Raw genomic sequence first — 14,823 nt, 5'->3', positions numbered from 1 at the left:
AATTAGGTTTTATGTTTGTAAATCTAATATAAATAGCTGAAAATAAGCTATTTAAATAAATTAAAGCTGATGATTAGAAAAAAACTTGCCCTCAATCTATTTTTACTGGTATCTGCTTTTGGAACTTATGCACAAGATAAGATTCCACAAGATTCTATTTTAAAACCTACAAACAAACATTCCTATTTAGATTCTATTAAAGGCACCTTTGTAGTTAATGAAATATTAGATCGTATTGAAAATCAACATATAAAAGAATTATCTAATACACAAGATATTTTTGATGGAATCGTTTCAGATATAAAAAATCTTGATTTAAATGTTAAAGTCGATTTTGATTTACCAACAGATCTATTCAAAGAAAGATTACGATTATTAGACGAGAAATCACCTTTTAATATTGAATATAATCCACAATTAGAAAACTTGGTTAAAAATTTTCTAAAAAATCGTAAACGCTCTTATGAACGTTTAATGGGATTATCACAATTTTATTTCCCTCTATTTGAAGAGGCAATGGCTCGTTACGATGTCCCATTAGAAATAAAATACCTCTCAATAGTAGAATCAGCATTAAGATCTAGCGCTGTATCTAGAGTAGGCGCAACAGGTTTGTGGCAATTTATGTATGAAACAGGGAAACAATATGGATTAAAAATAGATTCCTACGTAGATGAACGTAAAGACACCTTTAAAGCTACTGATGCAGCTGCGCGTTATATGCAGAGTATGTACAAAATATTTGGTGACTGGGAACTAGTTTTGGCTTCTTATAATTCAGGTGCAGGAAATGTAAGTAAAGCTATACGCCGTTCAGGAGGACTTCAAAATTTTTGGAATATTAAACATAAACTGCCTCGCGAAACCCAAGGTTATGTACCTGCATTCTTAGCAACTATGTATATTTTTGAATATCATAAAGAACATGGATTAGTACCTTATAAACCCGTTGCAAAACATTTTGAAACTGATACAATTGCTCTAAAAAGAAAAGTAAGTTTCAAACAATTAGCTAATTTGTTAGACATGCCAGAGTCTGATATTGAATTTTTAAACCCTTCTTATAAAATGAAGGTTATTCCTTATGTTACAGGTAAAAGCAATTTTATTTGTTTACCCAAAAAGAAATTAGCCATTTTAGCATCCAATGAAGACAAAGTATATGCTTATATTGATTACCAAGAAAGTAAGAGAGAAAAACCTTTCATAAGACAGTTCAAACCTCGAGTTATTAAAGAAATATTAGGTGCTGAAAAAGAAGTAGAAGAAAACATCGCATCGTCTAATAAAATAGAACCTAAAAAGCCCTTACTACAAAAATTACACATAGTAAGAAAAGGAGAAGACGCAAAAAAATTAGCTGAAAAATATAATGTAGCAATTGCTGATATAAAAAGATGGAATAGATTAAGAGGAATACACCTTTTAAAAGGTTCTAAAATTCGTATCAAATACGATGAAAACAACAGCATTGCAGCAAATGCAGTTCAAGAACCAGAAAATCATAATCCAGTTGCATTAAATACAATAGCAAATTCAAATATTTCAAAAAATAAAATAGTAGATGCAGCCACTAAAGAGACTAAAGATAAAAATGAATTAACAGTTAGTACTGATACACCTGTTTATGAACACCTTGTTTTACAAGGAGAAACACTTTATAGCATAGCCAAAAAACATCATTTACTTGTATCCGATTTAAAAAAATGGAATCAAGTTGAAAGCGGTGTTGTAAATGAAGGCGATATTATAAAATTAGTAGAACCTAAAAAAGAAATTATAGTTCAAACAGATTCATACACAGTTAAAAAAGGAGATAATTTTAGTAAAATTGCTAAAGTACACGGTGTAACCGTTGAAGAACTAATGCAATGGAATGATAAGACATCAAAAGATGTTAAAGTAGGGGAACAACTAAAAATTGAAAAATCTATTGTTGCTAAAGTTGAATTACCAAAAAAGAAACTACCATTTGATGAACAAAAATTATATATAGTTCAAAAAGGAGATTCTTTATTCAAAATCTCTAGAAAGTATAATACAACAGTTGCAGAATTAAGAAAAAAGAACAACATAAAAGAAAATGATCTACAACCGGGAATGAAAATAAAAATATAATATTTCAAGGACGCTTAAGCGTCCTTAATTTTTAATAAACTATATATTATGCAAAAATTCAAAATAAAGCATTTTAACGAACTTTCTATAGATGAACTATATGAAATATTGTATTTACGATCAGAAGTCTTTGTAGTAGAACAAAATTGTCCTTATTTAGATGTTGATAAAAAGGATTCAAAAGCAATTCATGTTTTAGGCTATATAGATGATGAATTAGCTAGTTATTGTCGTTTGTTTAATCCAGGTGATTATTTTCAAGAATCTTCCTCAATAGGTAGGGTAGTAGTTTCCCCTAAACATCGGAGTCTTAAGTTAGGACACGAACTTATGAAAGTAGCTATTGATATTCTTGAAACAAATTATTATCAGAAAGACATTACAATATCAGCACAAGAATACCTAGTAAAATTTTACCAAAGCCATGGTTTTGTAATAACTTCAGAAACATATTTAGAAGACGCTATACCTCATGTTGAGATGAAAAGAAAGAAAACACAACAAATATAACGCCTCTTTATTTCATTAGTAAGAACCTTTTAAACCTAAATTTAGCATTCGAATTCATGATGAAGATAAAAAAGCAAAGAAAATAAAAATACGTAGAAATTTTTTCTTGGAGATCTGGGGGACAAAGGCGTAATTTAACACCTCATTTGTTACTCAGACAAAAGGAGGACTCCTATAATCCAAGTCAAAGTCCCAGTTTGTCACTCCAAAAAATCACCATCGCGTTTATCAAGTCAAATTTTGTCAGGGTTCATAGTACAACAGTTGATCCTTCTATTTTTTGATTTACTAAAAAAAATCTTTTACAATTGAGTCAGATTGGAACTCTAAAGGTAAAAAAGTATATCAAACTTCTCAAAGAAATGAGACTAAAATGAGTCAATATATTCTTCCTAATGACAAAATTGATTACTATCTCTACAAGAAACTCAAATAGTATTGAAATAGATAAAAGAGAAAATAAAAAGTATCAAAATACTATAGAGTAACAAAATAAATGTTTATCTATTACGAAAAATTAGAGTTAATAACATTTATTACTATATGTAAATAAATGTCAAATTGACATTTATGTAAAATGGCTTAAAATTTGTAGTTTTATCAAAAAAATGAAATTATGATAGGATATTATATTTTACTTGGAGGTATTGCGCTAGTAAGCTGGTTGGTAAGTAATCGTTTACAAAATAAATTTGATCATTATTCAAAAGTACATTTACGAAATGGATTAAGTGGTGCCGAAATTGCAGAAAAAATGCTGCATGACCATGGTATTTACGATGTAAAAGTAATTTCAACGCCGGTCGATTAACAGATCATTATAATCCCGCAGATAAAACGGTAAATTTATCAGAAGCGGTGTATAATCAAAGAAATGCAGCTGCGGCAGCTGTAGCAGCGCATGAATGTGGTCATGCTGTACAACATGCTACGGCATATAGTTGGCTAACAATGCGCTCTAAAATGGTACCTATGGTAAACGTTTCATCTTCGTTATCACAATGGTTAATTATGGGAGGGTTAATTTTAGGAGTTGCCTCAAAAGGGTTGTCTATAGGATATATTGTAGCTCTAATAGGTTTAGCCCTAATGACCATAGCAACTGCTTTTTCACTGATTACATTACCTGTAGAATATGATGCAAGTAATCGAGCATTAGCATGGCTAAAAAATAAAAATATGGTAAGTCAGCAAGAATATGCAGGAGCAGAAGATTCTTTAAAATGGGCAGCTCGTACATATTTAGTTGCTGCTATTGGTGCGGTTGCTTCTATGCTTTATTGGGCAATGCAAGTTTTTGGCAGAAGAGATTAATCTTTATAACTGAACTAACAAATAGCCTTAAAGAGAGATTCATAAAGGAAAGATCGAATATTTAGTTTGTCAATCCGATAATAGGAAAATTATGATCAATATATGATTTTTCCTTGTGGCGAGGATAACAAAATCACGGACTTTTTGAATCCCTTTTTAAGGTTTTCTTTTAAAAATAAATTATAATTGTATTTGTCTTTCTATTTGTTGATCTAATGATATAAAAGTTTCGGTTCTAGAAACCCCTTCTATAGATTGAATTTTACTATTTAGTAATTGCATTAAATGTTCATTATCACGACAAATCATTTTTATTAAAATACTCCAATTACCTGTAGTATAATGACATTCTAATACCTCGGGTATTTTACTTAATTCTTTAACCGCTTCTGAATTTCGAGCAGCACGATCTAAATAGATCCCTACAAATGCCATAGTACTATATCCTAAAACTTTTGTATTAACAATGAATTTTGAACCAGAAATAACCTTGGCCTCTTCTAATTTTCTTAACCTCTGATGAATAGCAGCTCCCGAAATTCCTATTTTATTCGCAATTTGTAAAATAGGTTTACGAGCATCTTCCATTAAAAAACGTAAGATTTCTTTGTCTATACCGTCAATTTCAATTTGTAAATGATTTACTCGCATTAGTTTAAAAATGAAATCGAAAGTTAACTTTTGTTTCTAAATAAAACAAAAAAAAGAATATTATTCTCTTGTTGAAAAATTAAGAGGAAAGATGATTGATAAGACTGGGTTGAAACGAAAGTAATAAAAAATAGGTGAGCCTTTTTACACACTATATAATCTATTACATAATCTGAATTAAATTCAGATTCCGTATTAGACTTCGTTTTGAAACAAAAAAATCAACAAATTCAAGTACTCACAGGAAATTTTAGAAGAAGAAAGAGGAAACCTGTTGATACTTAAAATGGGAGTACGTGCTTGAATTGAAAGAAAAATAAAGAGGAATAGATTGGCTTCCTCCAATTCACTTCGTTCGAGTCATGATGGAATTTGGATTTAATAAAAACCCCGTTTTAACTCTTTTTGAGCTTTTCGGGGTTCTATTTTTTGATATAAACTTTTATTTAATTATAAACCTAAGTAGCATTTTATTTTAAAATAGCTTTTAGAAGCTATCCCACTAAATTAATAATTTTACCAGGAACGATAATTACCTTATTAGGAGTTTTACCTTGTAATTGATTTTGTGTACGCTCATCTGCCATTACAATTTCTTCGATTTGCTCCTTGGTTAAATCTAAAGGTAACTTAATCGTGAAACGCATTTTCCCATTGAAAGATACTGGATATTCTTTCTCGCTTTCTACTAAATACTTTTCTTCAAATTGAGGAAAAGCAACGGTAGCAATTGACCCTTCGTGTCCTAATGCACTCCATAATTCCTCTGCAATATGTGGCGCATAAGGCGAAACCAACACCGCTAAAGGCTCAAGAATGGCACGGTGATTGCATTTTTGCTGTGACAATTCGTTCACACAAATCATAAACTGTGACACCGAAGTATTGAAAGAGAAATTCTCAATATCTTCCGTTACTTTTTTAATGGTTTTATGTAACGATTTAAAAGCCTCCCCCGAGCCCTCCGAAGGAGGGGCGTCAGAAACGTAAAAACTATCGTCTGGACCTGTATGGTATAATTTCCATAATTTTTTCAAGAAACCGTAAACACCTGTAATACCAGCTGTATTCCAAGGTTTTGCTTGCTCTAATGGCCCTAAGAACATTTCATATAAACGTAGTGTATCTGCTCCGTATTCGTTACAAATATCATCTGGATTGACTACGTTGTATTTCGATTTCGACATTTTTTCGACTTCGCGTCCTACAATGTATTTACCGTCTTCTAAAATGAATTCTGCATTTACATAATCCGAATATAAAGGATGTGCTTTGAATTTTTCTATATCTAATTCATTGGTAATATCATTGATGCAAGATAAATCAACGTGAATAGGATATATATTTTTGTTTTTAATCAATCCTTTTGAATAGAATGTTTTTGAATCCTCACTTCTATATACAAAGGCACTCATCCCTAAAATCATTCCCTGATTAATCAATTTTTTGAACGGTTCTTCCGTTGGAGCGAAACCTCTATCTTTTAAGAATTTGTTCCAAAAACGAGCATACAATAAGTGACCTGTAGCGTGTTCGCTTCCACCGATGTATAAATCGACATTTTCCCAATATTGTAAAGCTTCTTGACTTGCAAATTCATTTTCGTTAGCAGCATCCATATAACGCATCCAGTACCAAGACGAACCTGCCCAACCCGGCATGGTATTTAGTTCTAAAGGATAAGCCTCCCCTGACCCCTCCTTCGGAGGGGAAACCACTTTACCTAAAGTTGGGTTCCAATACCATTCTTTAGCATTACCAAGTGGTGGTTGTCCGTCCTCTGTTGGTAAGTATTTTTCTACTTCTGGCAATACAATTGGTAAATGTTTTGAATCAATCATTTGAGGCATGCCATTCACATAATATACTGGAAATGGTTCTCCCCAATAACGTTGACGTGAGAATACCGCATCGCGTAAACGGTAATTTACTTTGGCTTTTCCTGCTCCTATTTTTTCTAATTCTTCGATTACTTTTTTCGTTCCGTTTTTGTAATCCAATCCGTTTAAGAAATCAGAATCAACCAATTCGAAACCACCTTTTTCGCCGTAAGCTGCTTCAGAAATATCTTGATTGAAAATATTTTTAATAGCTGGCATTCCATTCGCTCCTTTGAAGAAATTTGCAAACGCATAATCACGTTCATCCCCACAAGGAACCGCCATAACCGCTCCCGTTCCATATCCAGCCAATACATAATCGCCAATCCAAATTGGAATTGGTTCTTTAGTAAATGGATGTTCTGCATAGGCACCCGTAAATACCCCAGAAATAGTTTTCACATCCGCCATACGTTCTCTTTCTGAACGTTTTGCTGTTGCTTCGATATACGCATCTACGGCAGCTTTTTGCTTTGGAGTGGTAATTTTTGCTACCAATTCGTGCTCTGGTGCCAATGTCATAAACGTCACCCCGAAAATCGTATCAGGGCGAGTAGTGAATACTTCAATTGTAGCTGGGAGTTGGAAGTTGGAAGTTGGAAGAACTTTGAACGAGACAGAAGCACCAACTGATTTTCCAATCCAGTTACGTTGTGATTCTTTCAACGATTCTGTCCAATCGATGGTATCCAAACCTTGCAATAATCGTTCTGCATACGCCGAAATTCGCATCGACCATTGGGTCATTTTTTTACGAATTACTGGGTGACCACCACGTTCTGAAACACCATTTACAATTTCGTCATTGGCTAATACTGTTCCTAAAGCAGGACACCAGTTTACCTCAGTTTCGGCTAAATAGGTTAATCTATATTGTAATAAGATTTTTTGTTGTTCTTCTAATGTATAAGATTTCCATTCATTAGCCGTAAACACAGTAATGTTATCATCGCAAACTGCATTTATCTTATTATTTCCTTCTTTTTCAAAAACAGAAACTAAAGTTGAAATAGCTTCCGCCTTATCTGTATTCTTATTATACCACGAATTGAATAATTGAATAAAAATCCATTGGGTGTGTTTATAGTAATCTGGATTAGAAGTACGTACTTCACGCTCCCAATCAAATGAAAAACCAATTTTATCTAATTGTTCACGATAACGAGTAATATTTTCAAGTGTTGTTTTTTCAGGATGTTGACCTGTTTGAATGGCATATTGTTCTGCTGGTAAACCAAAAGAATCATATCCTTGTGGGTGTAATACATTGTATCCCTGATGACGTTTATAACGTGCGACAATATCTGAAGCAATATAGCCCAACGGATGTCCTACATGTAATCCAGCTCCTGATGGATATGGAAACATATCGAGTACGTAGTATTTAGGTTTGTCTGAATTATTTGATGCAGCAAATGTTTTATGGTCTGCCCAGTACTTTTGCCATTTGGCTTCAATTTCGTTGTGAAAATATTTCATCTTTATTTTTATTTATTTGGAGTGATACCTAATGATTTTTTTAAAATAATACAAGCTTTAATTAAGCTTTCCAATAAAACCTAAACCATACGCTTTTTCATTTAAAATAGGATAAGCAATATAGCTCATTCTTTTATCTTTTTTTGCTTGATCCCATCTAAAAGGACTCCAATAATGTACTACAATGGCAGATGCCATTCCTATTCCTGCGCCCGCAGCAACATCGCCTGCCAATGACGCGTATTAGCAACTCTTAAGACTCCTGTAGCCGTTGCAAATAAAAAACCAGAAGCAGCATACCATTTGTTAGAATCTTTATATTCTAAATATTGAATCATAGCATTAGTGAAAGCAGTTGCTGCATGCCCTGAAGGAAATGAATTATTGGCAGAACCATCAGGACGCAAATCTTTAACAGAATTTTTTAGTCCGTGTACAACAGCAGCACTAATAGCATTCGAAATAATTTGATTGGTAATCATTTGTTTATATCCGTGCTTACTTTCAATACCTATGCTTTTACCTCCTAAGGTTTGAATAATAGGAATATACTGTATATAATCGTCTACTTTCGTACTAAAAGAAGCTCCAAATAATTGGTTTTTAAAATCTAATAATTGATTACGCCAAGCAGGTGTACGTAAGATAATACCTGATGTTATTAATGTAGCTGGAATAATCATTTTTTTTACACTCAAAATATCCTTTTGGTTTTTTTCATGTATTGTATCTGTTATTTGTGCAAAACCAGAAAAGGCACAGATATAACTAACTAATAATAAATAAATCAATTTTTGTTTTTTCATAATCTATCTAAAAAGTAATGGATAATCCTAATGTTTTAAAATGGGGTGTATTAGAACCTATTATATTCATTTCATATTTAGGTTTATTAAGTTGTAGTCCTATATTATTGTTAACATCTTTAAATCTTCTTTTAGCAATATTTTTACCTGAAAAATATCCGATCAGTAACGCTAAAGGATAATCAGAAATCCAATGTACTTCACTTTGAACCATTTGAAAACACATACCTGCTATTAGCGTATATCCAACAGGTTTAATCCATTTATAGTCTGGATAATTAGTTGTAATTACAGTTAAGGCCGACATAATTGTGGTGAGATGTCCTGAAGGCATAGCATCATAATGTGGTGTAGATTTTGCATAAGCTGAAAAACTAGGAAAAGGATTCCAATCACCACCGGGGGTTGCCATTTTCGCGCGCAATAAATGGGCTTTCTCGTCCTGTAACGCGTTTTAAAAATTGAACATATACACCTGATAAGGCTAAACTTTCAATCAATCCACTAGCTGTTGACAAAGCTCTATAATCATTACTCAGTAAACCAAAAGTTGTAAATCCAGCAGTTAATAAAATAACAGTGGTACCATTCCCAATTAAATAAAGACCTGCTCCTAAATTCTTAGGAATATTTTGTAAGGGACCAAACTTACCGTATGTATTGTTAGAACTTAATCCTATACGATCAGAAAATTCACGCGATGAATTGGTAATAGATTGATCAAAAGGAACTAAAACAGCAGTACCTGCAACCGCTCCACCTAAATACCAAGCATGATCTTTAGCTACAAAGTCTTTACTCGTCGTGATAAAATCTTTTGGTAAAAAGGTAATAGCGTCTAAAATTCGAGGCTTATTATAAATTCGACTAGTGTTAAAATCAATTGGATAGGATTGTGTTTTGTCTTTTGTTTCAAGTTTATCGGTTTTGATTGCTATCAAGGTATCATTTGTTTGACTAAATAAACCCCAATTTAATAGCAAACAACAGTAAAAAGCTATTTTTTTCAACTCTTTTTATTTAAGATTTGTGCAAATTTACATTTATTATAAGAAAGTGGAAACTTTGCGCATTATTAACTTTACATAAAGAAAATCTTTGTTATTTTTACCCCAAATAAATATACTGTATGAGTTCATCTTTTGATAAGTTTCAAAAACGCCGATTAATTACATCGTATTTTTCAGTGATATTAAGTGTAGGTTTAGTACTTTTTATGTTAGGATTGTTAGCATTATTCATCGTTAATGCCAAAAAATTGTCTAATGATTTCAAAGAAGGAATTACAATGACTGTTTTTTTCAAAGATGATGCTAAGGATACCACTTTAACAAAATATGGCGAAATGCTTAAGGAAGCTAAGTTTGCTAAAGATTATGTTTTTATATCAAAAGAGCAAGCTGCTAAAGAACACGAAAAAACATTAGGCGAAAATTTTACGGAATTCTTAGGCATGAATCCTCTAAAAAATTCTTTTGATATTCATTTACGTGCCGACTATGTTGAAAATGATAGCGTAGCAAAAATTGAACGTAAACTAAGAGAAAATCCTTTAGTAGCAGATATTTTTTATGATAAACAATTAGTGAAAATGGTGAATGAAAATGTTAAAAAAGCCAGTATGTGGATTCTTATAATAAGTGGTTTTTTAACGGTAGTGGCTGTTTTATTAATTAATAGTTCTTTACGCTTGTCTATCTATGCTAACCGATTTATTATCAAAACAATGCAAATGGTTGGAGCAACTAAAGCTTTTATAAGAAAACCTTTTATAATGAGAAGTGTAAAATTAGGCATGATAGGAGCTGGTGTGGCCATCATAGCACTATTGGGTGTGTTATTTTACATAGATAATATTTGGCCAACTTTAGGTGTATTTAATGATATGGTTTCCATAATTTTCATACTATTAAGTGTATTTGGAATTGGTGTTTTAATTACTTGGTTAAGTACTTATTTTGCCACACAACGTTTTTTAAATTTAAGAACAGACGATTTATATTAATCTTTTTAGATGATAGATTGTAGGATTTATACGTAAACTGTTCATCCTGAAATCTAAAATTTGAATGCTATTATTTTTATGGAAAATAAAAAACACGAATTTCTTTTTGATAAAGTAAATTATAAATTTTTACTTATAGGTATTGCCGTTATTGTTTTAGGTTTTATACTAATGGCCGGCGGAGGTAGTGATGACCCTGCAGTTTTTAATCCTGAAATTTTCAGTTTTAGAAGAATCAGATTAGCACCAACTGTTATTTTAGCAGGCTTTGGTGTGGTTATCTATTCCATTTTTAAACAAGACAAATAAAACAAAGCAGTAATTTATGAAGGGGCTCTAATCGAACTAATTAAGCCTTCATACTTTACCAATCCTCAATGTAAATATGGATTTACTTAAAGCAATTATTATAGCTATAATAGAAGGTTTGACAGAGTACTTACCTGTTTCCTCTACCGCTCACATGATTTTTACAAGCTCTTTTTTTGGGATTCAAGAAGATGATTTTGTAAAACTCTTTCAAGTTTCAATACAATTTGGTGCTATTCTAGCAGTCGTCTTTTTGTATTGGAAAAAATTTTTGATTTTACTAAATGGAATTTCTATATCAAATTAACAGCGGCAGTTATTCCCGCCCTGATATTGGGTAAGCTTTTTGATGACAAAATAGAGGCTGTTTTAGAAAAACCAGTTCCAATTGCTTTTGTACTCATTCTAGGAGGTATTATTTTATTATTTATTGATCGTTTTTTTCAAAATCCTCAAATTACTTCAGAAGAAGATCTTTCTATTAAAAAAGCCGTAACCATCGGTTTTTGGCAGTGTTTGGCTATGATGCCCGGTACTAGCAGAAGCGCTGCTTCTATAATTGGAGGTATGCAACAAGGACTTACGCGTCATGTAGCCGCTGAATTTTCTTTCTTTTTAGCCGTTCCTACTATGTTAGCTGTAACCTGTTACACTGTATTTTTAAAAACGTATGAACATAGTCAGATGAAAGGATTTGAATTAATTTTACAGTCAAAAGAGACCATCACAATGTTCGTAGTAGGAAATATTGTAGCCTTTTTAGTAGCTGTATTAGCTATTAAACTTTTTATAGGTATTATTAAAAAATACGGTTTTAAACCTTGGGGATGGTATCGTATTATTGCAGGCACATTATTATTAATCTATTTTTCTTTTAATAAATAATAACATTTTGTACACAAAAGAAGATATACTAAACGGACAAATTTTACTGATAGACAAACCTTTAACTTGGAGTTCCTTTCAGGCTGTTAATAAACTGAAGTACGTATTGAAAAATCGTTTGGATTTACCTAAAAAATTCAAAATTGGTCATGCAGGAACGTTAGATCCGTTAGCTACAGGATTACTAATTGTTTGTACAGGAAAATATACTAAAAGGATTCCTGAACTAATGGGACAGATTAAAGAATATACTGGAACTATACAATTAGGAGCCACAACACCTTCTTACGATTTAGAGACTCCCATAAATGCTACTTTTCCTATTGATCATATTACACCACTACTTATAACAGAAACAGTTAAACAATTTATAGGCGAAATAAATCAAAAACCTCCTGTTTTTTCTGCCTTAAAAAGGATGGAAAACGCTTATATGAACACGCTCGAGCTGGTCAAGAAATAGAAATTGAAGCACGTAAGACTACCATTTACGAATTTGAAATTACTCGAATAGAATTACCAGAAATTGATTTTAGAGTTAGCTGTAGTAAAGGTACTTACATTCGTTCTTTAGCTTATGATTTAGGTCAGGCCTTACAATCTGGAGGACATCTGTCTGCTTTTACGACGTACAAAAAGTGGCTCTTTTTCAGTAGAAAAAGCATTAACACCTGATTTTTTTTCAGAATTAATTCCTAACAACCAATTTTAGGTTTACTAATCAATGCAAAGAAATCCCAGTAAAAAATGTTGGATTTACTTTTAAAAAATAATTTCGTTACATTAATCACTCCTATAAAAATTAGAATAAGATTTATCAAAATAAGATGACATAACGCAGTTTGTCACTTTTATTATAATGAAAGTGACAAACATTTACGTTATTTTTTCGGATGACTATTTTTTAAAATTTTAATTATAGATTTTATTTACGGATTCTTCTATACGCATCATGATGGATATCAGCTCCTCCATTGTGCTTTTTCCTTTATCATGTAGATACCAAAGTTGTAACTCTTTTTTTGCGGTTTGATCTACTACTCCATATTGTGCCTTATAACTTTTTATAAGATTAGTAGCTCCTTCAGGTCGAGGTCCCCGGGTTGCTTTTAATTCATAATCTTCATTATCTAGAATAATGAGTTTAGGTATGGCACGCGCATCATTAGTTAAAAAACAATTCATTAAAGGATCATTTGCATCTCTAAATACAAAACGTAAATTAATTTTATCCGTTACGGAACTTATTTTAGACAAAATAGGCGCTATCTGAGCAACATCACCACACCATCCTTCTGCTAATACTAACCAAGTATATTCTTTTTTTATTTTATTTATATTATTAAAAACATCCTCTGGAATCTGTAAAGTTTTATCTAAACGATTCATACGAGTTTGATTCAATTGACTATAATATAAATGATCTTCCGACTGATCATTACCTGAAGACTTCCCTTGAACTAATAAGTCAGCTACTGATTTTCTATACTCTGAATAGGTATAACTATTCAATAGGCCTTGGATAATTTCTGCTTTCATAATAGTTAATAGTTTGTGTGTTTTTTAGGTTTTACGAAATTATTATTTTATAATAAAAATATTAAGTTATAGTACAATAGATATACATCATTAATACGTAAATTTATATATAAAAAATTACTTTTTTTGTAATAAAAATTACATAATATGAAAAAAAAACGTTGTAGCTGGTGTGAAAAAGATAATTTATATCGTAACTACCATGATAATGAATGGGGTAACCCAATTTATGATGATGAAACAATTTTTGAATTTTTAGTATTAGAAACTTTTCAAGCAGGTTTAAGTTGGTATACCATTCTTAGCAAAAGAGAAAATTTTAGAAAAGCCTTTAATAATTTTGATTTTGAAAAGATAGCACAATATAGTCCAAAAAAATTAGAATTGTTAGCAGAAGATTCTGGTATTGTTAGAAATAAGCTTAAAATAAAAGCAACAGTAACAAATGCGCAAGCTTTTATTAAAATCAGAGAAGAATTTGGAACTTTTTCAAAATACATCTGGGGTTTCGTTGATGGTAAACCTATAGACAATAACCCCAAAACATTAAATGATGTTCCTGCTACGACTGAAATATCTGACAAATTAAGTAAAGATCTAAAAAAACGTGGATTCAAGTTTGTGGGCTCAACCGTTGTGTATGCACACATGCAGGCAACAGGAATGGTAAATGACCACGTGGAAGATTGTTGGAAGAGGGAATAGTTTTTAGTAATCAGTATTTTAGTGCGCAGAATTACGTTTTTAAAGTTCTTAGAAACAAATTTTATTCTAAAATTACGGATCGTATTTAAAAAACAACCACAGATGCACAGATTAAAATAACCTATAAAAAATAATCTTTTAATATTTATTTCCGCAAAGCGGAATTATAGAATCTGTGTATCTGTGGTTATTTCTTCCATTTTTTTAAATGTTTTAAACCCAGATTACGCATTAGACTTCGTTGTGAAACAAAATTTTTCAATAAATTCAAGTGCTCACGGAAAATTTTAGAAGAAGAAATAGTGAACTATTTTGATGATTAAAATTTGAGTACGTGCTTGAATTGGAAGAAAAATAAAGTGGAATAGATTTACTTCGTCTATTCGCTACGCTCGGGTCTAATGCGTAATTTGGGTTAAAAGCGAATGCCCTGATAAAAATTTAATTTTTTTATCCCTAAAACAATTTTATTCTATCTTTGCTACACACTTTAGGGGTGTCTGCATAGCAGGCTGAGATTTTACCCTTTGAACCTGATCTAGTTCATACTAGCGTAGGGAAAAGTAAATGACTTCTTGTATAGTATTATTAGCTGTACGTGTAGCCATTCCTAAAGTTTTAA

The 14,823-nt window shown here is 31.7% G+C and carries 12 protein-coding genes, 3 pseudogenes and 1 riboswitch; of the genes and pseudogenes, 8 read left to right on the top strand and 7 right to left on the bottom strand.

Features of this window, described 5'->3' with window-relative positions; all coding sequences use genetic code 11:
* Positions 1-69 precede the first annotated feature (69 nt).
* From JJC05_RS08430 to JJC05_RS08420, 3 genes and pseudogenes are all read left to right on the top strand, one after another.
* On the top strand, positions 70-2,118 hold the full coding sequence (locus JJC05_RS08430; RefSeq protein WP_105195130.1) for a LysM peptidoglycan-binding domain-containing protein: 2,049 nt from the start codon (positions 70-72) through the stop codon (positions 2,116-2,118).
* A gap of 48 nt (positions 2,119-2,166) precedes the next feature.
* Complete coding sequence (locus JJC05_RS08425; protein WP_088391049.1) at positions 2,167-2,628, top strand: GNAT family N-acetyltransferase; 462 nt, start codon at positions 2,167-2,169, stop codon at positions 2,626-2,628.
* 616 nt (positions 2,629-3,244) lie between these two features.
* Positions 3,245-3,942, top strand: a pseudogene (locus JJC05_RS08420) (zinc metallopeptidase).
* Between the two features lie 180 nt (positions 3,943-4,122).
* On the opposite strand, the gene JJC05_RS08415 reads toward JJC05_RS08420, so the two are convergent.
* The 6 genes from JJC05_RS08415 to JJC05_RS17095 all read right to left on the bottom strand — a co-directional run bounded on the left by JJC05_RS08415 (position 4,123) and on the right by JJC05_RS17095 (position 9,699).
* Positions 4,123-4,593 (bottom strand): Lrp/AsnC family transcriptional regulator, encoded by a 471-nt coding sequence (locus tag JJC05_RS08415; RefSeq protein ID WP_088391045.1) that lies wholly within the window; start codon positions 4,591-4,593, stop codon positions 4,123-4,125.
* 494 nt (positions 4,594-5,087) lie between these two features.
* A complete protein-coding gene (gene leuS, locus JJC05_RS08410; protein WP_235877202.1) occupies positions 5,088-7,952 on the bottom strand; it encodes a leucine--tRNA ligase in 2,865 nt (954 codons plus the stop codon).
* A 57-nt stretch (positions 7,953-8,009) separates the two neighbouring features.
* On the bottom strand, positions 8,010-8,186 hold the full coding sequence (locus JJC05_RS08405) for a hypothetical protein (RefSeq protein ID WP_235877201.1): 177 nt from the start codon (positions 8,184-8,186) through the stop codon (positions 8,010-8,012).
* Entirely contained in the window at positions 8,153-8,758 is a 606-nt protein-coding gene (locus tag JJC05_RS08400; protein ID WP_235877200.1) for a phosphatase PAP2 family protein, read from the bottom strand. Before JJC05_RS08400 ends, JJC05_RS08405 begins: the two co-directional genes overlap by 34 nt.
* Before the next feature lie 7 nt (positions 8,759-8,765).
* Positions 8,766-9,182, bottom strand: a complete 417-nt coding sequence (locus tag JJC05_RS17100) for a phosphatase PAP2 family protein (protein ID WP_258928261.1) — start codon at positions 9,180-9,182, stop codon at positions 8,766-8,768.
* Positions 9,151-9,699, bottom strand: coding sequence for a hypothetical protein (locus JJC05_RS17095; RefSeq protein WP_258928259.1), 549 nt, complete (start codon positions 9,697-9,699; stop codon positions 9,151-9,153). The genes JJC05_RS17100 and JJC05_RS17095 overlap by 32 nt, the downstream gene beginning before the upstream one ends.
* A 188-nt stretch (positions 9,700-9,887) precedes the next feature.
* Here JJC05_RS17095 and JJC05_RS08390 point away from each other — a divergent pair, with 188 nt between their 5' ends.
* The 4 genes and pseudogenes from JJC05_RS08390 to truB all read left to right on the top strand — a co-directional run bounded on the left by JJC05_RS08390 (position 9,888) and on the right by truB (position 12,669).
* Entirely contained in the window at positions 9,888-10,763 is an 876-nt protein-coding gene (locus tag JJC05_RS08390) for a cell division protein FtsX (RefSeq protein WP_088391037.1), read from the top strand.
* Positions 10,764-10,841: 78 nt separating this feature from the next.
* Positions 10,842-11,072, top strand: coding sequence for a DUF3098 domain-containing protein (locus JJC05_RS08385; protein ID WP_088391035.1), 231 nt, complete (start codon positions 10,842-10,844; stop codon positions 11,070-11,072).
* A 76-nt stretch (positions 11,073-11,148) separates the two neighbouring features.
* Positions 11,149-11,957 (top strand): annotated as a pseudogene (locus tag JJC05_RS08380) (undecaprenyl-diphosphate phosphatase).
* 7 nt (positions 11,958-11,964) lie between these two features.
* A pseudogene (gene truB / locus JJC05_RS08375) lies at positions 11,965-12,669 on the top strand (tRNA pseudouridine(55) synthase TruB).
* Positions 12,670-12,869: 200 nt separating this feature from the next.
* Here truB and JJC05_RS08370 read toward each other — a convergent pair.
* Positions 12,870-13,496, bottom strand: coding sequence for a thioredoxin family protein (locus JJC05_RS08370; protein ID WP_235877199.1), 627 nt, complete (start codon positions 13,494-13,496; stop codon positions 12,870-12,872).
* 147 nt (positions 13,497-13,643) lie between these two features.
* Between JJC05_RS08370 and JJC05_RS08365 the strand changes: the two genes are divergently transcribed.
* On the top strand, positions 13,644-14,201 hold the full coding sequence (locus JJC05_RS08365; RefSeq protein WP_088391027.1) for a DNA-3-methyladenine glycosylase I: 558 nt from the start codon (positions 13,644-13,646) through the stop codon (positions 14,199-14,201).
* 482 nt (positions 14,202-14,683) lie between these two features.
* A riboswitch (TPP riboswitch) is annotated at positions 14,684-14,778 on the top strand.
* Positions 14,779-14,823 lie beyond the last annotated feature (45 nt).

This window comes from Flavobacterium davisii (genome assembly GCF_019565505.1).
In the GTDB taxonomy this organism is placed as follows: Bacteria; Bacteroidota; Bacteroidia; order Flavobacteriales; family Flavobacteriaceae; genus Flavobacterium; species Flavobacterium davisii.
Note: the sequence above shows the minus strand (reverse complement) of the source record. Positions and strands in the feature narration are given on the sequence as shown.

Bases quoted from the DNA above. Each gene is read 5' to 3' on its own strand.
- JJC05_RS08430 (WP_105195130.1), top strand. From the start codon at position 70: ATGATTAGAAAAAAACTTGCCCTCAATCTATTTTTACTGGTATCTGCT.
- JJC05_RS08425 (WP_088391049.1), top strand. From the start codon at position 2,167: ATGCAAAAATTCAAAATAAAGCATTTTAACGAACTTTCTATAGATGAA.
- JJC05_RS08415 (WP_088391045.1), bottom strand. From the start codon at position 4,593: ATGCGAGTAAATCATTTACAAATTGAAATTGACGGTATAGACAAAGAA.
- leuS (WP_235877202.1), bottom strand. From the start codon at position 7,952: ATGAAATATTTTCACAACGAAATTGAAGCCAAATGGCAAAAGTACTGG.
- JJC05_RS08400 (WP_235877200.1), bottom strand. From the start codon at position 8,758: ATGAAAAAACAAAAATTGATTTATTTATTATTAGTTAGTTATATCTGT.
- JJC05_RS08390 (WP_088391037.1), top strand. From the start codon at position 9,888: ATGAGTTCATCTTTTGATAAGTTTCAAAAACGCCGATTAATTACATCG.
- JJC05_RS08385 (WP_088391035.1), top strand. From the start codon at position 10,842: ATGGAAAATAAAAAACACGAATTTCTTTTTGATAAAGTAAATTATAAA.
- JJC05_RS08370 (WP_235877199.1), bottom strand. From the start codon at position 13,496: ATGAAAGCAGAAATTATCCAAGGCCTATTGAATAGTTATACCTATTCA.
- JJC05_RS08365 (WP_088391027.1), top strand. From the start codon at position 13,644: ATGAAAAAAAAACGTTGTAGCTGGTGTGAAAAAGATAATTTATATCGT.